The following is a 24759-nucleotide window of genomic DNA, read 5'->3' as shown; positions in this document are numbered from 1 at the left end:
TAGCGCATGTTCTCAAGATTTATCCTTTAGCCGGGCAAGCGCCGAAAACGGAGAGGCGGCGGTGGCGTCTTCCACCGGCGCCTCGAATATCTCGCCCGCACGACGCGGATAAGGGTCGATGCCAATCGACAAAAACTCGGTGACGAGCACGCCCAGGTCGATCACGCCGCCCACGATCACGTCCGGCGGGTCCAGGTCAGGCTCGTCGGTTTCGACCATGGGCTTGGGCGGCGCGTCGCTTTCAGGCTCGAAGCGGGCCTCGACCTCTTCCGCGATTTTTTCGTCGAACGGCTCAAGCGAAACCACGGACACATGACGGATCTCGCCGCTGATCCGCCCGGTCACCACGGCGCGATCACCCGATTTCGGCGTCACCTTGAGTTCGGCGACAAAACTGTGGAGCGCGACGATATTGACGTGCCGGGCAAGACGGGCGCGCGCCTCGGCGTCCGGCTCCAGCCGCACATTGAGGCCGCTGGCCGGCAGTTCGGCGACGCGCACAGGATAGGTATAGGGCAAATCAGACATGGACCTGACCCCGGTCGGTGGCAGCTTCAGGGAAGATATTGTCCCCAAGCATCAACTCAGCGAAAGGCTTAGCGGCGAGAATGGCAACCGCATCGCGGGCATACACGGCAAAGCGGGAGGCGGCGGCATCCGCCGGAGCGCATTCCAACACGTTGCGCGCCAGCGCAATGGCGAGCGCGTCGCCCTGCTCTTGAAGCGCCGAGTCATAAGCGGCGGTGCGGCCGTAGAACGCCTGCCCGATCTTCTTCATCCGCTTGGGAACCCCGAGATCGCCGATGCCCATTTCGCGCAGCGTGCGGTCCATGTCGTCAAGGAATGCATCGAAAACATCCTGCGACACGGCGCGCCCGACCCCGGTTTCGCCCTTCAGACGATGGCAAACCAGGAAAGTGTGCAGCAATAGCAGCTCGAAGCGCCCCTCGACTGTATCGGGAACGCAGAAGTCGGTGTAGAAAACCGGCCGCCGCGCCTGCGCCACGATCGCGCCATACAGGCGCTCAATGGTGGGTTGCGGCTGGTGTCGGCGAAACAGGCTGAACATCTTATCTTGACGGTTTGCGAGTTGGCTGCCGGACGCGGACGCCGGGCGAGCGCCTGGAATAACAGCGGCGTAGCGTGCTGACGCCGCAGTTGCAAGCGTTGCAAGTGGGTCGCTTAAAAGTGGGTCGCACGAGTGGGTCGCATTGGCTGGCAAGGCGAAGACGAGGGATTTGGCGTGGCGTCATCGGAACTTGAACGCAGAACCGGGCCCGGCCGCATGGCGGCCTGTGCCCTGCTCATGGCGGGGTTGCTCTCGGGCTGCGGCAACGGCGGCGTGAATTTGGTGGGCGGCTCCGGCACCAGCCTGAGCGGCGTCGTGCGCACCTATCAGCGCGGCTACGTGCTGTCGGAGGGCGCGCTTGAGCAGATTCCGGTCGGCTCCAGCCAGGAGCAGGTACTGCTGGTGCTCGGCACCCCCTCGACGGTCTCCACCGTGCAGGGCGACGTCTTCTATTATATCTCGCAGGTCGAGAGGAAGGTCGCGTTCCTGAAGCCTGAGATCACTGAGCAGAAGGTGCTCGCGGTGTATTTCGGCAAAGACCGCCGGGTTGCCCGCATCGCCAATTACGGGCTTCAGGACGGCAAGGTGTTCGACTTCGTCTCGCAGACGACACCGACCTCCGGCGCGGAACTCAGCGTGCTGAAGCAACTGCTCCAGGCGACCAACTTCTCGCTCTGACAAACCATCGCGTTCCGCGCGATCCCCCTCTCCCGCTTGCGAGAGCTCTGCGAAAGGGCTCTCGCAAGCGCCCTCGGTTCGCTATGCAAAGGCCGACCTGCTTTTACCTCTCCCCGAGGGGGAGAGGTCGGCTGCGAAGCAGCCGGGTGAGGGGGCTCCGACATTTCAGGACTGGAACGGGTGTCCCCCTCACCCCAGCCCTCTCCCCCTCGTGGAGAGGGGGCATGCCGCAGTCACTCGACAAACACCCCCAAACGCGTGCCATGCATTTCGCAGAGCTGCCGCTTGCGGGGGAGGGCTGGGGAGCGAGCGCGACGACCTCGCCCCTCGCCGACCCTCATGCCCGGCTTGTCCCGGGCAATCCTCCGGTCGCTGGAAATGAACTCTCAAAGATAAGCGCGGGCGATGGCGAGAAAATCCTTCGCCTTCAGGCTCGCGCCGCCGACCAGCGCTCCGTCCACGTCGGCGGCATTGAGCAGGGCGACGCAGTTTTCCGGCTTCACCGAGCCACCGTAGAGGATGCGCACCTGTGCGGCCGCCGCGCCGATTCGCTCGGCCAGCACCCGGCGAATCGCGCCGTGGATTTCCTCCACATCGCCGACCGTGGGAACGAGGCCGCTGCCGATCGCCCAGACCGGCTCGTAGGCGACCACGAGATTTTCACCCGTCGCGCCCTCCGGCACCGAGCCGCGCACCTGTTCAGCCACCACCGGGAGGGCCTCACCCGCCTCGCGCTGCGCCTGCGTCTCGCCGACGCAGACGATGGAGACCAGCCCGGCGCGCCAGCCCGCCTCGGCCTTGGCGCGGACCTCGGCGTCGGTCTCCCCATGGTCGGAGCGCCGCTCGCTGTGCCCCACGATCACGAAGCGCGCACCGGCATCCGCGAGCATTTCCGCAGAGATATCGCCGGTGTGGGCGCCGGACACCTTGCCGTGGCAATCTTGCCCGCCGAGCGCGATGGCAGACCCCGACGCTTCGTTCGCAAGGCTGGCAACGAGCGTCGCGGGGGGGCAGATCAGCAGGTCGACCTTGTCGGAAATCCCCTCCCCGCATCCCTCGATCATGGCGAGAAGTTCGGCTCCCGAATGCCTCAGCCCATTCATCTTCCAGTTTCCGGCGACGAGCGGGCGGCGGGCAACGGACATTCGGACCTCCTGATTGATTAGCATTTCCCTGGCGTTAGCAGAGCATTGGGCGGCCTGCAAACTGGCTTGCTCCGCTCCGTTGCGACAAGCCCGCCCCCTCCCTATGATGCGCGCCTTCCGCGCCGGACTCAGGCGCTCCTCCGATCAGAAGCAAGATGGTACTCCAGACTCTCCGCAAGGGCGCATCCGGGCTCATCGCCAAAGCCTTCCTCATCATCCTCACCATCAGCTTCGTCGTCTGGGGGATCGCCGATGTCTTCCGGGGCTATGGCGCCAGCGCCGTTGCCACGGTGGGCGGAACCGAGATTCCGGTCGCCGCCTTCCGGCAACAGTATCTCGACCAGATTCAGCGCATCAGCCGCAACACCGGCCGGGCCATCACGCCTGAACAGGCGCGCGCGTTTGGGCTGGATCGTCAGGTCCTGAACCAGATGATCGCCGAAGCGGCGCTGGACGATGATATCCAGCGGCGCGGCCTAGCCCTGTCCGACACCGAGATCGCGCGCGAAATCCGCGCCAATCCCGCGTTCCGGCGTCAGGGCTCGAAGGAATTCGAGCCGGCCTATTTCGAGCAGCTCCTGCGGGCGAACAGCCTCACCGAGATGCGCTTCATCGCCATGGAAAAGAAGCGCGTGCTGCGCGCGGAGATCGTCGAATCGCTCGCCGGCGACATGACCGCTCCCGCCGTGCTGCGCGATGCCCTGCATCGCTACGAGAGCGAACAGCGCGACATCTCCTTCGTCTCGGTGACGCCCGCCGCCATCGGCACGCTGCCCGAGCCGACGGAAGACCAGCTCAAAGCGTTCTACGAGGCGCACAAGATCACCTTCCGCGCCCCCGAATATCGCAAGATCGCGTTCCTGGCCCTCACCCCGGCCTCGCTCGCACCCTGGATTCAGGTGTCGGACGCGGACGTGAAGGCGGCCTACGACAGCAATCCCGGCCGCTTCGGTGCGCCGGAGAAGCGTCAGGTGCAGCAGATCGTCTTCCCCGACGCGGCCAGCGCGCAGGCGGCGGACGACAAGATCAAGGCCGGCGCCACCTTCCTTGAGATCGCTGCGGCGCGTGGGCTTGGGCCGAATGATATCGATCTCGGCCTGGTCGCCAGGACGGACCTGATAGACCCGAAGATCGCCGAAGCGGCGTTCTCCCTGCCGGCAGACGGCACCAGCGGGCCGATCCCCGGCGCGTTCGGCTCAGCCTTGGTCCATGTGGTGAAGATCGAGCCCGGCCAGCAGCAGCCGCTGGAACAGGTGGCGGGCCAGTTGCGCCAGCAAATCGCGCTGGAGCGCGCGCGGCGCGACCTGCTCGACAAGCACGACGCCATCGAGGACGAGCGCGCGTCAGGTTCCACCCTAACGGAATTGACGCAGAAGCTCGGCCTGTCGCTCGAAACAGTCGAGGCGGTGGACCGCTCCGGCCGCGACGAGACCGGCGCTGAGATCACCGTCATTCCGGCGCGCAACGACGTGGTGGGCGGGGTGTTCGCCACCCCGCCCGGCACCGAGGCGGATGCGGTGCAACTGCCGCAGGGTGCGGGCTATGTCTGGTTCGATGTCCTTGAGGTCATGCCCTCCCGTGAGCGCCCCTTCGACGAGGTGAAGGATCAGGTCCGCGCCCGCTGGACCGAGGACGAGACGGTGAAGGCCGTTGATGCCAAGGCCAACGAACTGCTCGCGGCGGTTCAGGGCGGCAAATCCCTGACTGAAGCGGCAGCTAGCGCCAATCTGGAAGTGAAGCCCGGCAATGCACTCCAGCGTGGCCGCGCCACGTCCGACTTCTCGGTCGATTCCCTGAACCATGTATTCGATGCCAGGGCCGGCGGTTTCGGCCTCGCATCCGGCACGGTTCCGGCCGAGCGCATCCTGTTCCAGGTCAACAAGATCACCGTGCCTGCCATGGGCCCGGCGGATCAGGAGATCGCGGGGCAGCTTGCCAAGCAGATGCAGAACGACCTGCTGTCGCAATATGTCGACGGCCTGCGCAAGGAAGTCGGCGTCACGGTCAACGAACGGTCGTTCCTGACGGCCGTCGGCTCCGGTCAGTGAACGCCATGACAGCGCCCACGGACTTCGACACGTTTTCGCAGCGCTACGCGCGCGGCGAAGCGCAGGTGGTGTCCGCCACCTTGATCGCCGATCTGGAGACGCCGGTCTCGGCGTTCCTGAAGATCGCAGGGGAAAACCCCAACACGTTCCTGCTCGAATCGGTTGAGGGCGGGGAGACGCGTGGGCGCTATTCGATGATCGGGCTGGAGCCGGACATCATCTGGCGCGCCAATGGCGACAAGGCCGAGATCAATCGCAGCGCGCTGACCGACAAGACCGCGTTCGTCGCCTGCACCGAGCCGCCTTTGGCTGCGCTCCGGGCGCTGCTGGCGGAATCGGCGATTTCCCTTCCCGAGGGCGCGCCGCCCATGGCCGCCGGCGTGTTCGGCTATCTCGGCTACGACATGGTGCGCCAGATGGAGCGGCTTGGCCCTGCCAAGCCCGACCCGATCGGCGTGCCGGAGGCGCTGCTCATCCGCCCCACAATCATGGTGGTGTTCGACGCGGTGAAGGACGAGATCACGGCCGTTACGCCGGTGCGTCCTCAGCCGGGCGTTTCGGCAAAAGCCGCGCTCGAGGCCGCGAACGATCGGCTGAACGGCATCATCGCCGCCCTCGACCGGCCCATCTCTCATCCCGCGCCCGAGCCGTTCCACGGCCATGTGGAAGCGGTGTCGAACACCGGCGAGGCCGAATTCTGCGCCATGGTCGAAAAGGCCAAGGAGTATGTGCGCTCAGGCGATGTGTTCCAGGTCGTGCTGTCCCAGCGGTTCGAGAGCCCGTTTACCCTGCCCCCATTCGCGCTGTATCGCGCGCTGCGGCGCATCAACCCCGCGCCGTTTCTGGTTTATCTGAATTTCGAGGGCTTCTCGGTCGTCTGCTCGAGCCCCGAGATTCTGGTGCGGCTGCGGGCCGGCAAGGTCACGATCCGCCCGATCGCCGGCACCCGCCGGCGCGGCGCGACGCCCGGCGAGGACGATGCGCTGGCGAGCGAGCTTCTGGCCGACCCGAAGGAGCGTGCCGAACACCTGATGCTTCTCGACCTCGGCCGCAACGATGCGGGACGGGTGTCGCAGATCGGCACGGTGGAGGTCACCGACAGCTTCTTCATCGAACGCTACAGCCAGGTGATGCACATCGTCTCCAACGTCGAAGGCCGCATCGATGGCCGCTTCGACGCACTCGATGCGCTGGCGGCCGGGTTCCCGGCCGGCACGGTCTCCGGCGCGCCCAAGGTGCGCGCCATGGAGGTGATCGACGAGTTGGAGAAGGACAAGCGCGGCATCTATGCCGGCGCCATCGGCTATTTCGGCGCCGACGGCGAGATGGACACCTGCATTGTCCTGCGCACCGCGGTGGTGAAGGATGGGCGCATGTACGTCCAGGCGGGCGCCGGCCTCGTCTATGATTCCGTGCCGCTCAGCGAGCATCAGGAATGCATCAACAAGGCGAAGGCGCTGTTCCGCGCCGGCGAAGAGGCCGTTCGCTTCGCGGCGCGCGCTGGCAAGGGTCAGTAATTACAGCCGCTTACGCGGACTTGCTCGACCGTCGCGCCAACTGCGCGGCGGGCCAGGAGAGGGCGATCAGGCCCAGGCCCGCGCCAATGAACAGGCCATGCGGCCCGATAAACGGGACCACCTGCGCCATCGCCACCGCCCCCGCTGCCTGTCCGAACCAGAACGACGTCGCGTACATGGCGACGCTGGAGCCGCGCGCGGTGGGCACGAGTTCCGTCGCCATGATCTGAATGGTGTTGTGGATCATGTAGAAGCCGAACCCGGCAATCGCGAACAGGGTGACCACCACAGACAGGATCGGCACCTCGGCGATCAGCATGAAGCAGACGCCCGCCATCACCGCCCCGAGGCGCGCCATGCCGGGCAAGCCAAGGCGCCGCAGCACCGGGGTGACGACCGCCGTGTAGAGAATGCCGCCCGCACCGAAAGCGCCGAGCGAGATGCCCGCCTCCAGCGCGCCGCCGAACCCATGGTCGATCATGTGCGCCGCGACGAACGGGAAGCAGCCGAAGATCAGCGCGCCCTCGATAAAGACGATGACGAACAGCGGGATCGAGAGCGGATTGCGTAGAACTTCGCGATATTTGGCGAATGAATTGCCGAACGAGAGCTTCTTACGTGGGGCGGTCTCGGTGATGAAGCCCATGACCCCTATCGCCGCCAGGATCGTCAGAGCGGTGGAAACCCAAAAAACCGCGCGCCACCCCAAGGCATTTGCAATGACACCGGAGGCAGCCGCGCCAATCAGTTGTCCCAGAACCACCAGCATGAGGATGCGGCCGAGAGCGGCGGGCCGCTTATCCAGCTCGAAACGATCCCCCACAAGAGCGAACGACACCGGAATGATGCCCCCCGCCCATGCGCCCGAGAGAATGCGCGCCACCAGCAGCGTGGCATGCGAAGGGGCGAGCGCACAGGCGACGAGGGAGAGCGAGAGCAGCAGCAGCGTGGCACGGATCACGCGCACCTTGCCGACCGCATCGCCGATCGGCCCGAACACCAGTTGCATCCCGGCATAGGGCAGCGCGAACGCCGTCGAGAGCAGCGCCGCCTGTTCCAGGGAGACGTGCAAATCAGCGGCGATGAGGTTGAGGGTGGGCTCCACCGCACGCAGTGAAAATGCGCTGGCGAAGCCGGCCAAACCGAGAATGAAAATGAAGGGCATCAGGTGACGATAAATGGAAGGCGACCTTACATTCGCCTCCATGACGCCGCTGTCAAGGCGCGTCACGCCCCCCGCCCAAAAGGCGACGCTAGGGCCTGGGCTTGGCCGTGCCCGGACGCATGCATTGACACAGCGCACAAAATCCTTATTTTACAAGGCGTCGTCCGAGTTTTTCGAATCCAAGCGCGCCGAACGACGACCACTCGCATAGCTCCGTTCGGCATGGAGCGCGCGATAGGCGGGGCGCTGCCGCATCAAGCGACGCAATGTCATTTTCCGAACTCGGCCTGAGTGAAAAAGTCCTCGCGGCCGTAGAGGCTACGGGCTACACCACGCCCACTCCCATTCAGGCGCAGGCCATTCCGCATGTGCTCGCACGTCGCGATGTGCTCGGCCTCGCCCAGACAGGCACCGGCAAGACCGCTGCCTTCACGCTCCCCATGCTCACCCTGCTGGAACAGGGCCGCGCCCGTGCGCGGATGCCCCGGACGCTCATTCTCGAACCTACGCGCGAACTCGCGGCGCAGGTGGAAGAAAGCTTCATCCGATACGGCAAGCATCACAAACTGAATGTCGCGCTGCTGATCGGCGGCGTGTCGTTCGGCGACCAGGATTCCAAATTGGCGCGCGGCGTCGATGTCCTGATCGCCACGCCCGGCCGGCTGCTCGACCATGTGGAGCGCGGCCGCCTCCTGCTATCCGGCATCGAGGTTCTCGTCATCGACGAGGCGGACCGCATGCTGGACATGGGCTTCATCCCCGATATCGAGCGGGTCTGCAAGCTGGTGCCGTTCACCCGGCAGACGCTGTTCTTCTCCGCAACCATGCCGCCGGAAATCCAGCGGCTGGTGTCGCAATTCCTGTCCAATCCGGTGCGCGTCGAAGTCTCCAAGCCTGCATCGACCGCCGCCACCGTCACGCAGGTGCTGGTGGCCACGGGCAGTGAGGATTTTGAGAAGCGCGAAGTTCTCCGTGAACTGATGCGCACGGTTGAGGGATTGCAGAACGCCATCGTGTTCTGCAATCGCAAGCGCGAAGTCGCGGTGCTTCATCGCTCCTTGCAGAAGCACGGCTTCAACGCCGTCTGCCTGCACGGCGATATGGATCAGCACTCCCGCACCCAGGCACTCGACCAGTTCCGCAGCGGCGAAGCGGCCATTCTCGTCGCCTCCGACGTGGCGGCGCGCGGCTTGGACATCCCCGCCGTGAGCCACGTCTTCAATTACGACGTGCCCCACCATGCCGAAGACTATGTGCACCGCATCGGCCGCACCGGCCGCGCGGGTCGCAGCGGCAGCGCCATCTCGCTGATGACGCACGAGGACGGCAAGTCCCTGGCGGCGATCGAGAAGCTCATCGGCAACGCGATCCCCTGGAGCGGCGAGCCGCTGGGCGAGGCTCCGGCCCGCGCGCGGCGCGACGACAAGCGCGCCGGCGGACGTGGTGAAAGCGGACGCGGCGAAGGTGGACGCGGCGAAGGACGTGGTGAAAAGAACCGCGCCTCAGGCCGCGGCAAGGATCGGAGTGGCGAGAAGGAACGCGGTCCCGACAAGGAACGCGCACCCCGCCGCGAGGAACGCGCCCCTGAAACCGCGCCTCGCGTGGAAGCAGCAGACGCTCCCGTGCGTGAACGCACCCCGCGCCCGCCCCGTGCGCCCCGCCCTGCGGCCGAGCACACCGAACAGCGCGACCAGCCGGAACGTCAGCAGCAGGAACGCCAGCCGGAACGGGCGCCGCGCCAAGGCGCCCGCCCGCCGCGCCGCGACAGCGACCGCGCTGCGAGCGAGCCGGCCGATATGTCCCACCTGCCCGCCTTCCTCCTTCGCCCCGTGCGGGTTAAGACCGGTTGAGCGGTTCACGGATGTCCTGAACGAAAAAATGCCCGGCTAAACGCCGGGCATTTTTTATAGGTTCATCGCCTTTGAGATCCGTTATTTTGCCGGCTTCTTTTCCTTCGGTTTTTTCTTAGCCGCGCTTGCTCTTGCAATTCCCAGAGCCCGGCGGGCGAGTTCCGCGAGCAGGTCGGGCGCGTCCAGGGCCTCCTCAGGGAGCGACCAATATGGCAGGCGCACCTCCCGCTCCTTGGCCGAATAGGTGAAAGGCGCACAGCCGCGCTCGGCGAGATCGGCGGCGAATGCTGGGTCGGTCTTGAGGAAGATGCCCTGCCCCGTATCGATGGCGAACATCACGCCATCCGCATAAAGCCCGGCCCCGCCGAACATGCGGCGCGAGCGCACCGGGCCGAAGGCGGAGAACAGATCGGCGAGTTCATCCTCGTCCATCATGGCAGTTCAGCCCAGTTGCAGAAGCTGCGCCGCTGCCTGCATCTCCACGGACCGCCCGGCGCGGCGCGCGCGGGCCTCCTCGTCCTCGCCCCATTGCGCGATGTTCCAGTCCTCGTCCACATGCGCGGCCGCCCATGCCGCGTCGGCCGAGAGCCGCCCGTGCGCCACCGCGAGCGCCAGCAGGGCCGATCCCATCAGCGTGGTCATGGAGGCGACCGCCGTCAGCCGCAGCGGATCGCGCGGCACCAGATCGGCAATGCGCGCCAAGGCTTCCGCCGGCTGCGCCACATGCCGGATGCCGGCGCTGAGCATGAAGCGAGCGCCGTGCTCGCGCCGATACCAGTCGAGCACCGGGTCCCAGTGCTCCCCTTGGCGCGCCACCAGCCGGTCGGGACCTTCCGCGCGATAGCAGATCAGGTCGGTGCCGGCGTATTTCACCACTTCATCGAGCGAGGCATCCGGGTCCCTGGACACCCCGTCGAGCGCCACATTCACCAGGCGCGTCAGCGGCATGGCGGTGGGGTCGATCAGCGTGTCCTGGGCGCGCCATTCCTCCGCCAGCGCCTCCGCAAGCGCACGGACGGGAACCGCGAGCAGCGCGCGTGCCGGCGTGCGCACCGGGCGGCCGTCCAGCAGCACCTGGAAGGCGCCGCCCTCCCCCTCGCCGACCGAGACCTCCTTATAGAATCGCTTGGGCAAGGCCCGCCGCTGCCCCGCCCGCGCGGCGGTCATCGGGTCCTGAGCGTCCTCGATATCTTCAAAGAGATCGCGCATGTCGGGCTCCGGGTTTGGGCTTCAGGCGGCCGCGCGGGCGAGCAAGGCCCCCACAGCCGCGGGAAGTGCCGCTGCATCCTCGACCAGCAGGTCGGCGCCCGCGGCCAGGAGTTGGGCACGATGATGGTAGCCCCAGGTCACGCCGATCGCCCACGCGCCGGCAGCCTTGGCCATTTCCATGTCGTAGGTGGTGTCGCCGATCACCACGGTCGCATGCGGCACGCCGCCGAGTTCCTGCATCGCCTGATGCACCATGCCGGGGTGCGGCTTGGAGGGCGCATCCTCGGCGGTCTGGATGGTCGAGAACCATCCAGCCATCGCGTGGGTCTCCAGCACCCGGCGCACGCCATTCTGCGACTTGCCGGTGACGATGCCGAGCAGCGTGTCCGGCTGGGCACGCAGGAGATCGACGGTGTCACGGATATTCTCGAACATCGGCTCGGAGAACTCGGCGTCCCGCAACTGGTGGAACGCGTCCTTGTAGGCATCCACCATGGCGAAGACCGGATAATCCGCGTCGCCCTGCGAGAGCACGGCGAACGTCTCCGGCAGCGAAAGCCCCACCACTGAGAGGATCGCCTCCCGCGTCGGTACAGCGACGCCATGAGCCTGATGCGCGGCCGTCATTGCGGCGACGATCATGTGCTGCCCGTCCACCAGGGTGCCGTCGCAATCGAACAGGATGAGCTTGAGGTCGGTCATTTCTGGCTCAGCTTGTCGGTCGAAAGGTCATAATTCCAGGTGGCGTTCGTGCTGTCCGTGAAGACGATGGACGTGAAGCCGCGCGCCCGACACTGGTTGGGAAACGGCCCGGACGAGATCAGTTCGACGGCGGATTTTGCGGGAAAATTGAAGACGATGTTCATCACGGTGGACTGCGGGCCGGTCGCCTGAACCTTCAGTTCGAGGCCGTTCTGAACGAAATTGTCCTGCGTGCTCTTGGCATAGGCTTCCCGCGTCGGCGCGTCTTTCCCCGGCATGGGAATGCCCGGCTGCACATGCGGCAACGGCAGCGGCGGGTCATTGCTCGGCGGGCCTTGCAGCGCCGCCGGTCCGCCCGGCAGCAGCGGCGCGCTGGGTGCCACGGCAACCGGGGACAGCGTGCCCGGCGCGCTGGCAAGGATATCAGATGGCGCTGCGGCGGCAGACGGCGCCTGCGGGCGCGATGCACTCGGCGCGCCGGGGCTCAGGGCGAGCCAGACGCCCACGCCGGCGAGCATCGCGACGCCCACGCCGGCAACCGCCACAACCATCGGCAAAGCACCGGAGCGGGGGCGCAACGCGCTGCCGCATTCCGGGCATTCGTGCGCCTTGGGATGCACATCTGCCCCGCAGCCCGGACACCGGTCTGGCTGTCGGCCCATGCACCACCTCCGTCGAACGCGCACCCCCGCCCGCAGCGTTTAGCGCCATTTTGGGCCGATGGAAACGCCCTCGACAGCGGCCGGGCGCGACGCCGTACCGGCTCAGACCTCGGGCGCTTCCAGGATGGGGTCATATTGCGTGGCATCGAGCCCCAGCACCGCCCAGGACTGCACCATATGCGGCGGCAGCGGCGCGGACACATCGATGACGCCCGTGCCGCGCGGATGCGGAATCACGATGCGGCGCGCCAGCAGGTGCAGCCGGTTCTGCATCCCGCCGGGAAACTCCCAGTTCTCGATATTGAAATATTTCGGGTCGCCGACGATGGGGTGGCCGACATGGGCCATGTGCGCGCGCAATTGATGGGTGCGGCCGGTCACCGGCTTCAGCGAAAGCCAGCTCATCTTCTGCGCCGCCTGGTCGACGACCGCATAATAGGTGATGGCGTGGCTGGCCTCGTCTTCTCCGTGGCGGGCGACCCGCATGCGCTCCTCGGCCTCGTCGCGGGCGAGATAGGTGGAAATGCGCCCCTGGCGGGGCCTGGGCACACCGGGGACCAGGGCCCAATAGATCTTGCGCGCTTCGCGCGAGCGGAAGCTCTTGGCGAGAACCGAGGCGGCGAGACGGGTCTTGGCCACCAGCAGGCAGCCGGCTGTGTCCTTGTCGATGCGGTGGACCAGACGCGGCTTCTGCCCGTCCTTGTCGCGCATCGCTTCGAGAATGCCGTCGAGGTGCCGCACAGTGCCCGAGCCGCCCTGCACGGCGAGCCCATAGGGCTTGTTCAGCACCATCACATCCTTGTCTTCGTACAGGATGATGGAACGCAGGAATTCGAGGTCCGTGGTTTCCTTGCGGGCGGCGCGGGCCGGGCTGAGCGCGCGCGGCGCGTCTCCCTCGCGTCCGGACGCCTCGCGTTCGGCATCATCGCCCTCGCGCGGCGGTGCGCCGGGCACCACCTCTTCCACATCGCCGCCCAACGGCGGCACGCGCACGGTCTGCCCGTCCTCGAGCCGGGCCGAGGTCTTCACCCGCCCGCCCTCGACGCGCACCTGCCCGGTGCGCACCAGCTTTTGCAGGTGGCCGAACGACAGGTCCGGATAATGGAGCTTGAACCAGCGGTCGAGGCGCATGCCTGCCTCGTCCGCCACTACCTTTTTCATCTCGACCGCCATCGGCCTCACCTCCGCAACGGTCGGATTGAAGATGTCCTTCTAATCCGCGCGGAACGGCATGTCACGAAATGGCGCGGATCAGCGTCAAACCAGCGAATACCGCGATCAGGCACAGCACCAGCGAGCCGACGGCGTAAACGGCGGCGTGGCCCATGGCGCCCCGTTCCACCAGCACCGCGAACTCCAGCGAAAAGGTGGAGAAGGTGGTGTACCCGCCCAGCATTCCGGTGGTCAGGAACAGCCGCACATGCTGCGGCACGCCTCCGGCGCGCATCGCGAACCAAGCGGTGAAGGCGCCCATAATGAAGCAGCCCGTCACGTTCACCGCCATGGTGACATAGGGAAAATCCAGGAAGCCGAACAAGCGGACCCCCGCCATATTCGCGAGATGACGCATCAGGCCGCCAACACCGGCCCCCAGGAAAACCACCAAAGCCGCCGTCATGCCCGCCCCCACCCGTAAACCCGTCCGGCGCCCATCCTGCCTCAGGCGCGCAGGCCATGCCCAGCAAGCCAGTCGATCGCCATGCGCGCGATTTCGTCGCTGTTGTCGTCCAGCATCAAGGCGTGGCTGTTGCCGCGTATCCCATGAGCCGGCAGGTCGATCCAATCGACGGATGCCCCAGCCTTCCCCAGCGCCTCGGCCCAGCGTTCCACATTCGGCCGGTACTGGGTCCAGAACACGCTGCCGTCGAGATGATCGCCCCAGATGAACAGGTGCGGGATATGCGCGAGACGGGCCGCATCCTCCCGTGACGGGTCGGGCGCACCCGACGGCTCCAACGCGATCACCGCCTTCACGCGATCCGGCGCATGAAGCGCGGCGTGGAAGCCGAAATTGCCGCCCTGGCTGTGCATCAGCAGGACGCTGGCCTCCAGGCGCGCCACCTGCGCGTCATAGGCCGCCTGCGTCAGTGCGTCGTTGCACCCCCAGCGCGGGACGCACCCTTTCATGAAGGCGTCGAAATCCCGAAGCGGAAAGCGGCAACCCGGATAATCCCCGCGAACGGCGGGGTCCCTGTGATAGGAGCCGTGCGGGCCGAAGCGGAACACCTCCTCCCACGCTTCCTCCGCCGTGCGGAAAAACGGGTCTTCGGGATAGACCTGCGGGGAAGGCGCGAAACCGGCCCGGCCACGCTCCACGGCATCGGAAACGAACACGTCGAAGCCGGCGCGCAGGAAGATGCTCTGCCATCCGGCCCGCCCGTCGGGCGTCGCCTCCCAATTCGCCCCGGTCATGCCGCCCCCATGCCACATGAGCACGGGCACCGGCGAGCGCGGCGCCGCGAGACGCACGTATTGGACATACATCTGCCCGACCGCCATCTCGCCATTCTGCTCGATGGGCCGGCTCGGTCCTCCCTGCGTGCTGACGCGGTGGCGCGGCGGCAGGCCGGTGAGGGTGACGATCTGCCCGCCGACATGGAAGCTGCCCATGTCGCGAACGCAAAAGCTGTCTGGCAGAGGCTCGGACACGGCTGGTTTCCTCCCACGCACCATTCGATGAATGATCAGTGCGCCAGTCTCCAGCGCACCCGTCTAGGGCTCGCCGCGCTCGGCGCGAAGCTTGGCCCAATAGTCCATGCGCTTGCGCACCTCCCGCTCGAAGCCGCGCTCGACGGGATGGTAGAAGCTCTGCCGGCCCAATTGCTCGGGGAAATAATTCTGGCCGGAGAAGGCGTCGGGCTGGTCGTGGTCGTAGCGATAGCCGGCGCCGTAGCCTTCGTTCTTCATCAGCTTGGTGGGCGCGTTGAGGATGTGCTTGGGCGGCATCAGGGAGCCGCCCTCCTTCGCCGTGCGCGACGCGGCCTTCCAGGCGGTATAAAGCGCGTTGGATTTCGGCGCGGTGGCGAGATAGACTGCCGCCTGCGCCAGCGCCAGTTCGCCCTCCGGCGAGCCGAGGAAATCGAACGCATCCTTCGCCGCATTGGCGACGGTCAGCGCATTGGGGTCGGCAAGGCCGATGTCCTCGACCGCCATGCGCACCAGCCGCCGGGCGAGGAACAGCGCGTTTTCCCCGGCATCCAGCATGCGCGCGAGATAATAGAGCGCGGCGTCGGGGTCCGATCCGCGCACCGCCTTGTGCAGGGCGGAGATCAGATTGTAGTGGCCGTCCTCGCTCTTGTCGTAGATCGGCGCCCGTCGCTGCACCACCTCTTGCAGGCCGGCTGAATCGAACACCTCGCCGGGCCGGGCGGCGCGCCAGACCTCCTCCAGAAGCGTCAGCGCCGCGCGCCCATCGCCATCCGCCATCCGCAGCAGCGAGGCGCGGGCCTCGTCATCCAGCGGCAGGGGCAGGCTTTCCATCTCTTCCGCGCGGGCGATCAGCCGCCCAATCGCGGCATCGTCCAGCGGCTGGAACACCAGAACGCGGGCGCGCGAGAGCAAGGCGGCGTTCAGCTCGAAGGAGGGGTTTTCCGTGGTCGCGCCGACCAGGACCACCGTCCCGTCCTCCATGACGGGCAGGAAGCTGTCCTGCTGGGCACGGTTGAAGCGATGGATTTCGTCCACGAACAGCAGCGTTCCCTGCCCCATCGACCGGCGATGGCGCGCCTGCTCGAACAGCTTCTTGAGATCGGCCACGCCCGAGAAAATTGCCGAGATCTGCTCGAAATGCAGGTTGGTGGTCTGCGAGAGCAGGCGGGCGATGGTCGTCTTGCCGGTCCCCGGCGGCCCCCAGAGAATCAGCGAGCCCAGAGACTTGGCTTCGACCATCCGGGTCAGGATGCCGTCGCGGCCCACCAGATGGTCCTGGCCGACCACCTCGTCCAGGCGGCGCGGGCGCAGGCGATCCGCGAGGGGGCGCGGTGCCCCCTCCTCCATTCCGGCCGCCTCGAACAAAGTGCTCATGCGATCCTCGGTCCCGCGCGCCGTGCGTCCTGCTCCCGCGTCAGCCCGCGAGAACGGCCGTGATGGTGCGCCCGCCGCGCATCACCGTCACGCGCCAAGCGCGCGAGGTCCCGCGCGTTGCCGCGTCCAGATCCTTGGTCGTGGCGATCTTGGCGCCGTTGACCTCCAGGATGATATCGCCCGGCTTGAAACCGGAGGCCTCCGCCGGCGAACTGCCGGTGATTTCCGACACGACGACCCCGGTGCCCGAAGCATCGATGCGCATTTCCTCGGCAACCGCCGGGGAGATGTTCACGGCCTTCAGCCCCGCGAACGGCGAGCGGCCGCGCAGGGAGATTTCATCGCGCGGCACGCTCTCCGGCGCCGGGGCAAGCTTCAGGGATACCTGGGCTTCCTTGCCCTGCCGGTTGAGCGTGATCAGCGCGCTGCCGCCGATCGGCAGGGTGGCGAGCCGATACGTCAGGGATTCGGGATCATCCACCCCCTGCCCTTCCACGGCGATGATGAGATCGCCGACCTTCAGCCCGGCGACATCGGCCGGGCCGGAGACGGTGATGGTCTGCACCAGCACGCCGGTGGGGCGTGGCAGGCCGAGGCTCTCGGCGATCTCCGGCGTCACGCGCTGGAGCTTGGCGCCGAGCCAGGGCCGGCGCACGGACTTGCCGCCGCTCATGGCCGACTCCACCACCACCCGCACCATGTTCACCGGAATGGCAAAGCCGATGCCCAGGGAGCCGCCGGAGCGCGAATAGATCGCCGAATTGATGCCGACCAGCCGTCCCGCCATATCCACCAGTGCGCCGCCGGAATTGCCAGGATTGATGGCCGCATCGGTCTGGATGAAGAACTGATAGTCAGAAATGCCGACCTGTGTGCGCGCGAGCGCCGAGACGATGCCCTGCGTCACGGTCTGCCCGACGCCGAAGGGATCGCCGATCGCGAGAACCAGGTCGCCGACCGACAATTCATCGGAATTGCCGAGGTCGATGGTGGGAAACCGCTCCTTGCCGTCGCCCTTGAGCCGCAGCACCGCGAGATCGGTGCGCTGGTCGCTGAGCACGACGTCGGCGTCATATTCGCGCCGGTCGTTCAGGGCGATGCGGATCTGGTCGGCACCGGCCACCACATGGTGGTTGGTGACGACGATGCCGCTGGCATCCACCACGACCCCCGAGCCGAGCGAGCGCTGCATCCGCTCGGGCCCGCCGAGCCCCGGACCGCCGCCGAAGAATCGGCGGAAGAACGGGTCGTCCATATACGGGTTGTTCTGCCGCACGCTTTTCATGGCGTAGACGTTGACGACTGCTGGCGCCGTCCGCTTCACCACCGGGGCGAAGGACAATTGCACCTCGTTGCGCGAGGCTGGCACGCGGGCCGCTTCCTGCACCGCGCTCTGCGCGAACGCGGGCGAAAGCGGGCCGGCCATGACGGCCAGCAATCCAAAAGCGCAAACCCTGAGAATCCGCCGATTCATGTTCGTCCCCTTACAGCCCGACGATCAGTGTTGCGCGTCGCGCTCCCACCGTGCTTGCCGCCCGATTGAAACGAAAAAAGGGCGGCCGAAGCCGCCCTCCCATAACGACACTGGGTCGTTTCGGGTTCGTCAGGCCGCGGCAGCTTCCGCCGCAGCGGTGCGGGCGTGATCCGCGGCGCCCTTGGCGTCCACGTCACGATCCACGAACTCGATCACGGCAATGGCCGTGTTGTCGCCATAGCGGAAGCCCGCCTTGACGATGCGGGTGTATCCACCCGGACGCTCCTTGTAGCGGGGCGCCAGCACGTCAAAGAGCTTCCTGACGGCCGACTGGTCGCGCAGCTCGGCGATGGCCTGGCGACGCGCGTGAAGATCACCCTTGCGGGCCAGGGTCACAAGCTTCTCCACCACCGGGCGAAGATCCTTCGCCTTGGGCAGGGTGGTGACGATCTGCTCATGGGTGATGAGCGCGTTGCACAGGTTCATGAACATCGCCTTGCGATGTTCCCAAGTGCGGTTGAACTTGCGGTGTACCTTGCCGTGACGCATGACGGCGAACTCCTAAGATGCCTCCGGCGTTTCGAGCCGAAATTGGTTAAGCGGCTCGAGCCGCGGAGTGAATTGGTCAGTAATGATCTTCGAAGCGCTTCGCCAGCTCTTCGATATTCTCCGGCGGCCAGCCCGGCACTTCCATGCCGAGATGCAGGCCCATGGAGGCCAGCACTTCCTTGATCTCGTTGAGCGACTTGCGGCCGAAATTCGGCGTACGGAGCATCTCCGTCTCGCTCTTCTGGATCAGGTCGCCGATGTAGACGATATTGTCGTTCTTCAGGCAGTTCGCCGAACGAACCGACAGCTCCAGCTCGTCCACCTTCTTCAGAAGCGCCGGGTTGAAGGGCAGCTCCTGGATGGCCGTGCTCTCGCTCTCGCGCTTGGGCTCCTCGAAATTCACGAAGATCTCAAGCTGGTCCTGCAGGATTCGCGCGGCATAAGCGAGCGCATCCTCGGCCGAAATCGAGCCGTCGGTCTCGATCTGCATGATCAGCTTGTCATAGTCGAGAATCTGGCCCTCGCGGGTGTTCTCGACCTTGTAGGAGACCTTGCGCACCGGGGAATACAGGCTGTCGATCGGGATCAGGCCGATCGGCGCGTCCTCGGGACGGTTCCGGTCAGCGGCGACATAGCCCTTGCCGGTGTCCACGGTGAATTCCATCCGCAGCTCCGCGCCCTCATCCAGCGTGCAGATCGCCAGATGGGGGTTGAGGATCTGAATGTCGCCGACCGTCTGGATGTCTCCGGCGGTCAGAACGCCGGGGCCGGTCTTCTTCGCGATCAGACGCTTGGGGCCTTCGCCCTGCATCTTGATGGCGACGTCCTTCACGTTGAGGATGATGTCGGTGACATCCTCACGCACGCCCGGGATGGACGAGAACTCGTGCAGCACACCATCGATGTGCAGCGAGGTCACGGCCGCGCCCTGAAGCGAGGACAGAAGGATACGGCGCAGGGAATTGCCGAGCGTCATGCCAAAGCCACGCTCCAGCGGCTCGGCGACGACCGTCGCGAGGCGCTTGGGATCGTAACCGGCGCTCACCTGCAACTTTTCGGGCTTGATAAGCTCTTGCCAGTTCTTTTGAATCACTTGCGTCACCTTGCCTTCTCGCCGGGCCGCGGCACTCGAACGAACTTAAGGGTTTCGAGGCGCCGGCCCGTCCCGCATACGGGAGAGGAACGGGGCATATGGCTCGCCGGGTTCGGCCGGCGCGCCGCTGGTACGCTCAGACGCGCCGACGCTTGCGCGGACGGCAGCCGTTGTGCGGGATGGGCGTCACGTCGCGGATCGAGGTCACGAGGAAACCCGCGGCCTGCAGCGCGCGAAGCGCCGACTCACGTCCCGAACCCGGGCCGGAAACTTCAACTTCGAGGGTGCGCATGCCGTGCTCGGAAGCCTTGCGGGCTGCATCCTCGGCCGCGACCTGCGCGGCGTACGGGGTCGACTTGCGCGAACCCTTGAAACCCATGGCGCCGGCGGACGACCAGGAAATGGTGTTTCCCTGCGCATCGGTGATGGTGATCATGGTGTTGTTGAACGACGCATTCACATGCGCGACGCCGGAGGCAATGTTCTTGCGCTCGCGGCGTTTAACGCGGGTAGCTTCCTTAGCCATCTTGTCTTCGATCCTTCAGGCGCGCCCGTAACACCAGGCGCTCGGGACAATGCTCTTTGGGGAGCAGTCGGGAATGGAGGGCCGGACCAGCCGGCCCCGTCTTAACGGGCGGAGTGTCCGCCGATCACTTCTTCTTGCCGGCGATCGCCTTGGCCGGACCCTTGCGGGTGCGGGCGTTGGTGTGCGTGCGCTGGCCGCGAACCGGCAGGCCGCGACGATGGCGCAGGCCGCGATAGCAGCCGAGGTCCATGAGGCGCTTGATGTTCATCGACACTTCGCGGCGCAGATCGCCTTCGACGATGTAGTCGCGATCGATGGTCTCGCGGATCTGGAGCACTTCCTGGTCGGTGAGCTGGTTCACGCGGCGCTCGGCCGGGATGCCAACCTTCTCGACGATCTCTTCGGCCTTCTTGGCGCCGATGCCATGAATGTACTGAAGCGCGATGATCACGCGCTTGTTGGTCGGGATGTTAACGCCTGCGATACGAGCCACGAGTCTTCTCCATGTGGGCCACCAGCAAGCTGGCGGCACTTTGATCCCCGCGTCCGGTGGAGGCCGGTCCTTGCGGAGAAAGCGAATCATCCCCTGCGGGATAAACAAAACCGCGCGCCTTGCCCCTCCTCAAGGAAGAGCAAGTCGCACGGATTGCGAAATGAGGTTGCGCCAATACTCGCTTTTCGTCGAAACGTCAAGCGAAAGCAGCCTCACACCGCCTCCAGCACTCCCGATATGGCGCTCGTCACATCATCGATGGGACGCATGCCGTCAATCTGCTGCAACTGGCCGCGCGCCTTGTAGTAAGGCGCCACAACGGCGGTGTCGCGGTTGTAGGCGTCAAGGCGGTGCTTGAACACGTCCGGGTCGTCGTCCTTGCGAACCGGCTCGCCGCGCGCCTTGGTTTCTTCGGCCCGGCGGACGATTCGCGCGGTCAGAGCGGTCTGGTCCACCACCAGCTCGATCACCGCGTCGATCTTCAGGCCCTTTTCCGCGAGCATGCTGTCCAGGGCTGCCGCCTGGGCCACCGTGCGCGGGAAGCCGTCGAGGATGAAGCCCTTGCGGGCATCCGCGTGATCCAGCCGCTCGGCGATGATGCCGATGACGATGTCGTCCGAGACAAGCTCCCCCGCCTCCATCACGGCCTTGGCCTTCTGGCCGATGGCCGTTCCGGCCGCCACGGCCGCCCGCAGCATGTCGCCGGTCGAGAGGTGCACGACGCCGTGCTTCTCGACGATGCGATGGGCTTGCGTGCCCTTCCCTGCTCCGGGCGGTCCCAGCAGTATCAACCTCATTTCCGTCTCCCCCCACGCAGCTTGGATTTCTTCACCAGTCCCTCGTACTGGTGAGCCAAGAGGTGTCCCTGAACCTGAGCCACGGTGTCCATGGTCACGCTGACCACGATCAACAGCGATGTTCCGCCGAAATAGAACGGAACCGCAGCATAGGATATCAGCAGTTCGGGGAAGAGACATACCGCTGCGATATATGCCGCACCTACCACGGTGATTCGCGTGAGCACGTAGTCGATATATTCAGCCGTGCGCTCGCCCGGGCGGATGCCTGGAATGAAGCCGCCGTGCTTCTTGAGGTTGTCCGCCGTCTCCACCGGATTGAACACGATCGCGGTGTAGAAGAAGCAGAAGAACACGATCAGCACCACGTACATGAGCATGTACAGCGGCTGGCCATGGCCCAGCAGGCGCGTCACCGTGTTGAACCATTCCGGCCCGGAGCCCTGCGAGAAGCTGCCGATGGTCGCGGGAATCAGCAGCAGCGAGGACGCGAAGATCGGCGGGATGACGCCCGAGGTGTTGAGCTTCAGCGGCAGATGCGAGGACTGCCCCTCGTAGAGCTTATTGCCCACCTGGCGCTTGGGATACTGGATCAGCAGCCGGCGCTGGGCCCGCTCCATGAACACGATGAAGGCGATGATGCCCACCACCATCACCAGCACCAGCAGGATCAGCGGGGTGGAAATGGCGCCCTGGCGACCGAGTTCCAGGGTGCGCACGAAGGCGCCCGGAAGCTCGGCGACGATGCCGGCGAAGATGATCAGTGAGGTGCCGTTGCCGATGCCGCGCGAGGTGATCTGCTCACCCAGCCACATCAGGAACATGGTGCCGCCGGTGAGCGTCAGGACCGTGCTGATGCGGAAGAACCAGCCGGGATCCGAGACGACCGTACCGGAGCTTTCGAGCCCGACGGCGATGCCATAGGCCTGGAACACCGCGAGGATGACGGTGAGGTAGCGGGTATATTGATTGAGCTGCTTGCGTCCGCTCTCGCCTTCCTTCTTCAGCGTCTCCAGCGTCGGCGAGACGGTGGTGAGAAGCTGAATGATGATGGAGGCCGAGATGTACGGCATGATGTTCAGGGCAAAGATGGCCATGCGCTGCACGGCGCCGCCCGAGAACATATTGAACAGGCCGATGATGCCCTGCTGCGCGTGCTTGAACACTTCCTGCAGCGCGTCGGGATTGATACCGGGCAGCGGGATATAGGTCCCCAGCCGGTAGACCAGGAGAGCGCCAAGAGTGAACCAGATGCGCTTTTTGAGTTCCTCGGCCTTGCCGAGAGCGCCGAAGTTCAGGTTTGCCGCGAGTTGTTCCGCCGCCGAGGCCATGCCTTGCTCCGCTTGAGCCGTTCTTGAAACGAGCGGCCTATATATGTGAGGCGCGAGGGCGCGGCGTCAGGGGCACGCACCACAACTTTCCTGACGGTCTTCAACGCAATCTCCGGCCAAAATAGCGGCCGGCTGCCACGCCCAGCATAAATACCGCCGCTCCAGGGGTCGGAAGCGGCGGTTGAACGCAAAAAGAGGGCGCCATGAGGCACCCTCTCGATTTGCTCAGTCGGCCGAGGCTTCCGCCTTGGGCGCCTTCATGGTCACAGAGCCGCCGAGCTTCTCGACCGCCTCGATCACCGACTTCGTGGCATACGTCACGTCGAGGTTGATCTTGGTGGTGAGTTCGCCGGAACCCAGCACACGCACGCCGTCCTTAACGCGGCGCACGACGCCGGCTGCCACGAGGGCCGCCGCATCCACGGTCGCGTTCGCGTCGAGCTTACCCGCCGCAATGGCGGTCTCGATACGGCCCAGGGTGACCTGGTTGAAGTTGAGGCGGAAGATGTTGTGGAAGCCACGCTTCGGCAGACGCCGATGCAGCGGCATCTGCCCGCCTTCAAACCCCTTCACGGCGACGCCGGTGCGGGCCTTCTGACCCTTCACGCCGCGTCCCGCAGTCTTGCCTTTGCCGGAGCCAATGCCACGGCCGACCCGCATGCGCTTCTTGCGCGCACCGGGATTGTCCCTGATCTCGTCGAGCTTCATCGCGCTGTTCCTCAGTCGATGACGCGAACGAGATGAGCGACTTTCGCGATCATCCCGCGCACCGACGGCGTGTCCTGAAGGGTTGAACGGCGGTGACGCTTGTTCAGCCCGAGGCCCACGAGGGTTGCTTCCTGATCAGCCGGCCGGCGGATCGGCGAACCGACCTGCTCGACGGTGACCGTCTTTCCATCAAACGCCTTAGCCATGGCGCGCTCCTAATCTTGCGGGCCCGGCTCAGTCCGTCGCTTCCGCGTCTTCGACGCGGCGGCGGGACTGAAGCTGTGAAACCTTGATGCCACGACGGGCCGCGACGGAGCGCGGGCTGTCCTGGTTCTTCAGGGCGTCGAACGTGGCGCGCACCATGTTGTAGGGGTTCGAAGACCCGAACGACTTGGCGACGACATCGTGCACGCCCAGGGTCTCGAACACGGCGCGCATCGGGCCGCCGGCGATGATGCCGGTACCCGCCGGGGCGGCGCGAAGCACCACCTTGCCGGCGCCGTGATGACCATGAACGTCATGGTGAAGGGTGCGGCCCTCGCGCAGCGGCACGCGGATCAGCGAACGCTTGGCGCTTTCCGTGGCCTTGCGGATGGCCTCGGGGACCTCGCGGGCCTTGCCGTGGCCGAAGCCGACGCGGCCCTTCTGGTCACCCACCACCACCAGGGCTGCGAAGCCGAAGCGCCGTCCGCCCTTCACAACCTTCGCGACACGATTGATGTGGACCAGCTTGTCCACGAACGTGTTGTCGCGATCTTCCCGCTCTCCGCGGTGTTCCCTTTCACGGGCCATTTCGCTCGTCCTTCGCGTCAGAACTGAAGACCGCCTTCGCGGGCGGCCTCAGCGAGCGCCTTGACGCGCCCATGATAGATGTAAGCGCCACGATCGAAGACGACCGTGGTCACGCCCTTCTCGGCTGCCCGCTCGGCGACCAGCTTGCCGATGGCCTTTGCGGCATCGACGTCAGCGCCGGTCTTCAGCGAGGAACGCAGGTCCTTCTCGAGGCTGGAGGCGGCGACCACGGTCTCGCCCTTCGCATCGTCGATGATCTGCGCATAAATATGCTTCGAGGTGCGGTGGACCGACAGGCGCGGACGCCCGTTGGCCGCGACGCGAATCGCGCGACGCACCTTGGCCTTGCGGCGCTGCTGCGCCTCCAAATCCTTAGCCATGGTTCGTCTCCGTTACTTTTTCTTGCCTTCCTTGCGGAAGATGAATTCGCCAGCATATTTGACGCCCTTGCCCTTGTAGGGCTCGGGGCCGCGGAAATCACGGATCTCGGCGGCGACCTGGCCGACCTTCTGCTTATCCATGCCGGAGACCAACACTTCGGTGGCCTTCGGGGTGACGATCTGGATCCCTTCGGGGATCGCAAAGATCACGTCATGGCTATAGCCGAGGGACAAGTTCAGGTTCTTGCCCGCCACCGCCGCCTTGTAACCGACGCCGGTGATCTCAAGCTTCTTCTCGAAGCCCTTGGTGACGCCTTCAACCAGGTTCGCCACCAGCGTGCGGGACATGCCCCACATCGCCCGATGACGCTGGGTGTCGCCGCGCATGGCCACCTTCAGTTCGCTGCCTTCGAGTTCGGCGCTGATCTCGTCGACCAGAACCACCTCAAGAACGCCCTTGGGGCCCTTAATCTTCACCGTCTGACCATCCACATTGGCGGTGACGCCAGCGGGGATCGCAACGGGATTCTTGCCGATTTTCGACATGT

At 65.7% G+C, this 24759-nt stretch carries 28 protein-coding genes; 4 read left to right on the top strand and 24 right to left on the bottom strand.

Annotated elements, in window-relative coordinates:
* Positions 1–12 precede the first annotated feature (12 nt).
* Positions 13–528 carry a YceD family protein gene (locus ADADO0_RS18690; RefSeq protein ID WP_511306715.1) on the bottom strand — a complete coding sequence of 172 codons (516 nt, stop codon included), beginning with the start codon at positions 526–528 and terminating at the stop codon, positions 13–15.
* Entirely contained in the window at positions 521–1069 is a 549-nt protein-coding gene (locus tag ADADO0_RS18685) for a ubiquinol-cytochrome C chaperone family protein (RefSeq protein ID WP_511306714.1), read from the bottom strand. Before ADADO0_RS18685 ends, ADADO0_RS18690 begins: the two co-directional genes overlap by 8 nt.
* Positions 1070–1285: 216 nt before the next feature.
* On the opposite strand from ADADO0_RS18685, the gene ADADO0_RS18680 reads away from it, so the two are divergent.
* A complete protein-coding gene (locus tag ADADO0_RS18680; RefSeq protein ID WP_511306713.1) occupies positions 1286–1747 on the top strand; it encodes an outer membrane protein assembly factor BamE in 462 nt (153 codons plus the stop codon).
* A gap of 386 nt (positions 1748–2133) precedes the next feature.
* Here the strand turns inward: ADADO0_RS18680 and tpiA are convergent, their stop codons facing one another.
* Positions 2134–2892 carry a triose-phosphate isomerase gene (gene tpiA, locus ADADO0_RS18675; protein WP_511306712.1) on the bottom strand — a complete coding sequence of 253 codons (759 nt, stop codon included), beginning with the start codon at positions 2890–2892 and terminating at the stop codon, positions 2134–2136.
* 155 nt (positions 2893–3047) lie between these two features.
* Between tpiA and ADADO0_RS18670 the strand changes: the two genes are divergently transcribed.
* Positions 3048–4940, top strand: coding sequence for a peptidylprolyl isomerase (locus tag ADADO0_RS18670; protein WP_511306711.1), 1893 nt, complete (start codon positions 3048–3050; stop codon positions 4938–4940).
* Between the two features lie 5 nt (positions 4941–4945).
* Positions 4946–6457, top strand: coding sequence for an anthranilate synthase component I (gene trpE, locus ADADO0_RS18665; RefSeq protein WP_511306710.1), 1512 nt, complete (start codon positions 4946–4948; stop codon positions 6455–6457).
* Between the two features lie 10 nt (positions 6458–6467).
* Here the strand turns inward: trpE and ADADO0_RS18660 are convergent, their stop codons facing one another.
* Complete coding sequence (locus ADADO0_RS18660; protein ID WP_511306709.1) at positions 6468–7688, bottom strand: MFS transporter; 1221 nt, start codon at positions 7686–7688, stop codon at positions 6468–6470.
* A 200-nt stretch (positions 7689–7888) separates the two neighbouring features.
* On the opposite strand from ADADO0_RS18660, the gene ADADO0_RS18655 reads away from it, so the two are divergent.
* On the top strand, positions 7889–9472 hold the full coding sequence (locus ADADO0_RS18655) for a DEAD/DEAH box helicase (RefSeq protein WP_511306708.1): 1584 nt from the start codon (positions 7889–7891) through the stop codon (positions 9470–9472).
* 81 nt (positions 9473–9553) lie between these two features.
* On the opposite strand, the gene ADADO0_RS18650 is transcribed toward ADADO0_RS18655, so the two are convergent.
* From ADADO0_RS18650 to rplF, 20 genes are all read right to left on the bottom strand, one after another.
* Positions 9554–9907: a TfoX/Sxy family protein gene (locus tag ADADO0_RS18650; protein WP_511306707.1), complete on the bottom strand. Its 354-nt coding sequence runs from the start codon at positions 9905–9907 to the stop codon at positions 9554–9556.
* Between the two features lie 6 nt (positions 9908–9913).
* Entirely contained in the window at positions 9914–10681 is a 768-nt protein-coding gene (locus ADADO0_RS18645) for an ATP12 family chaperone protein (RefSeq protein ID WP_511306706.1), read from the bottom strand.
* 21 nt (positions 10682–10702) lie between these two features.
* Positions 10703–11383 carry an HAD-IA family hydrolase gene (locus ADADO0_RS18640; RefSeq protein ID WP_511306705.1) on the bottom strand — a complete coding sequence of 227 codons (681 nt, stop codon included), beginning with the start codon at positions 11381–11383 and terminating at the stop codon, positions 10703–10705.
* The gene (locus tag ADADO0_RS18635; RefSeq protein ID WP_511306704.1) at positions 11380–12045 is read right to left on the bottom strand and encodes a hypothetical protein; all 666 of its coding nucleotides are present in this window, start codon (positions 12043–12045) and stop codon (positions 11380–11382) included. Before ADADO0_RS18635 ends, ADADO0_RS18640 begins: the two co-directional genes overlap by 4 nt.
* 102 nt (positions 12046–12147) lie before the next feature.
* Positions 12148–13218, bottom strand: a complete 1071-nt coding sequence (locus ADADO0_RS18630) for an RluA family pseudouridine synthase (protein ID WP_511306703.1) — start codon at positions 13216–13218, stop codon at positions 12148–12150.
* Between the two features lie 61 nt (positions 13219–13279).
* Positions 13280–13663, bottom strand: a complete 384-nt coding sequence (crcB, locus tag ADADO0_RS18625) for a fluoride efflux transporter CrcB (RefSeq protein ID WP_511306702.1) — start codon at positions 13661–13663, stop codon at positions 13280–13282.
* Between the two features lie 41 nt (positions 13664–13704).
* Positions 13705–14694: an alpha/beta hydrolase gene (locus tag ADADO0_RS18620; protein WP_511306701.1), complete on the bottom strand. Its 990-nt coding sequence runs from the start codon at positions 14692–14694 to the stop codon at positions 13705–13707.
* A 63-nt stretch (positions 14695–14757) separates the two neighbouring features.
* Complete coding sequence (locus ADADO0_RS18615; RefSeq protein ID WP_511306700.1) at positions 14758–16068, bottom strand: replication-associated recombination protein A; 1311 nt, start codon at positions 16066–16068, stop codon at positions 14758–14760.
* A 40-nt stretch (positions 16069–16108) separates the two neighbouring features.
* Complete coding sequence (locus tag ADADO0_RS18610; protein ID WP_511306699.1) at positions 16109–17542, bottom strand: DegQ family serine endoprotease; 1434 nt, start codon at positions 17540–17542, stop codon at positions 16109–16111.
* Positions 17543–17671: 129 nt separating this feature from the next.
* Positions 17672–18091 (bottom strand): 50S ribosomal protein L17, encoded by a 420-nt coding sequence (gene rplQ, locus ADADO0_RS18605; RefSeq protein WP_511306698.1) that lies wholly within the window; start codon positions 18089–18091, stop codon positions 17672–17674.
* Between the two features lie 76 nt (positions 18092–18167).
* Positions 18168–19193: a DNA-directed RNA polymerase subunit alpha gene (locus tag ADADO0_RS18600; RefSeq protein ID WP_511306697.1), complete on the bottom strand. Its 1026-nt coding sequence runs from the start codon at positions 19191–19193 to the stop codon at positions 18168–18170.
* Between the two features lie 127 nt (positions 19194–19320).
* Entirely contained in the window at positions 19321–19710 is a 390-nt protein-coding gene (gene rpsK, locus ADADO0_RS18595) for a 30S ribosomal protein S11 (RefSeq protein ID WP_348842236.1), read from the bottom strand.
* A gap of 124 nt (positions 19711–19834) precedes the next feature.
* Positions 19835–20203, bottom strand: a complete 369-nt coding sequence (gene rpsM, locus ADADO0_RS18590; RefSeq protein WP_511306696.1) for a 30S ribosomal protein S13 — start codon at positions 20201–20203, stop codon at positions 19835–19837.
* Between the two features lie 212 nt (positions 20204–20415).
* Positions 20416–21000, bottom strand: a complete 585-nt coding sequence (locus tag ADADO0_RS18585) for an adenylate kinase (protein WP_511306695.1) — start codon at positions 20998–21000, stop codon at positions 20416–20418.
* Positions 20997–22331: a preprotein translocase subunit SecY gene (secY, locus tag ADADO0_RS18580; RefSeq protein WP_511306694.1), complete on the bottom strand. Its 1335-nt coding sequence runs from the start codon at positions 22329–22331 to the stop codon at positions 20997–20999. Before secY ends, ADADO0_RS18585 begins: the two co-directional genes overlap by 4 nt.
* A 225-nt stretch (positions 22332–22556) precedes the next feature.
* Entirely contained in the window at positions 22557–23039 is a 483-nt protein-coding gene (gene rplO, locus ADADO0_RS18575) for a 50S ribosomal protein L15 (RefSeq protein WP_511306693.1), read from the bottom strand.
* Positions 23040–23050: 11 nt separating this feature from the next.
* Entirely contained in the window at positions 23051–23245 is a 195-nt protein-coding gene (gene rpmD / locus ADADO0_RS18570; protein ID WP_511306692.1) for a 50S ribosomal protein L30, read from the bottom strand.
* 28 nt (positions 23246–23273) lie between these two features.
* The gene (gene rpsE / locus ADADO0_RS18565; RefSeq protein ID WP_511306691.1) at positions 23274–23831 is read right to left on the bottom strand and encodes a 30S ribosomal protein S5; all 558 of its coding nucleotides are present in this window, start codon (positions 23829–23831) and stop codon (positions 23274–23276) included.
* A gap of 17 nt (positions 23832–23848) precedes the next feature.
* Entirely contained in the window at positions 23849–24211 is a 363-nt protein-coding gene (gene rplR, locus ADADO0_RS18560) for a 50S ribosomal protein L18 (RefSeq protein ID WP_511306689.1), read from the bottom strand.
* A gap of 12 nt (positions 24212–24223) precedes the next feature.
* Positions 24224–24757 carry a 50S ribosomal protein L6 gene (rplF, locus tag ADADO0_RS18555; protein ID WP_511306688.1) on the bottom strand — a complete coding sequence of 178 codons (534 nt, stop codon included), beginning with the start codon at positions 24755–24757 and terminating at the stop codon, positions 24224–24226.
* Positions 24758–24759: the final 2 nt, after the last annotated feature.

This window comes from Aquabacter sp. (assembly GCF_965279295.1).
In the GTDB taxonomy this organism is placed as follows: Bacteria; Pseudomonadota; Alphaproteobacteria; order Rhizobiales; family Xanthobacteraceae; genus Aquabacter.
The sequence above is the reverse complement of the archived record's forward strand: the minus strand, read 5'-3'. Positions and strand labels throughout refer to the sequence as shown.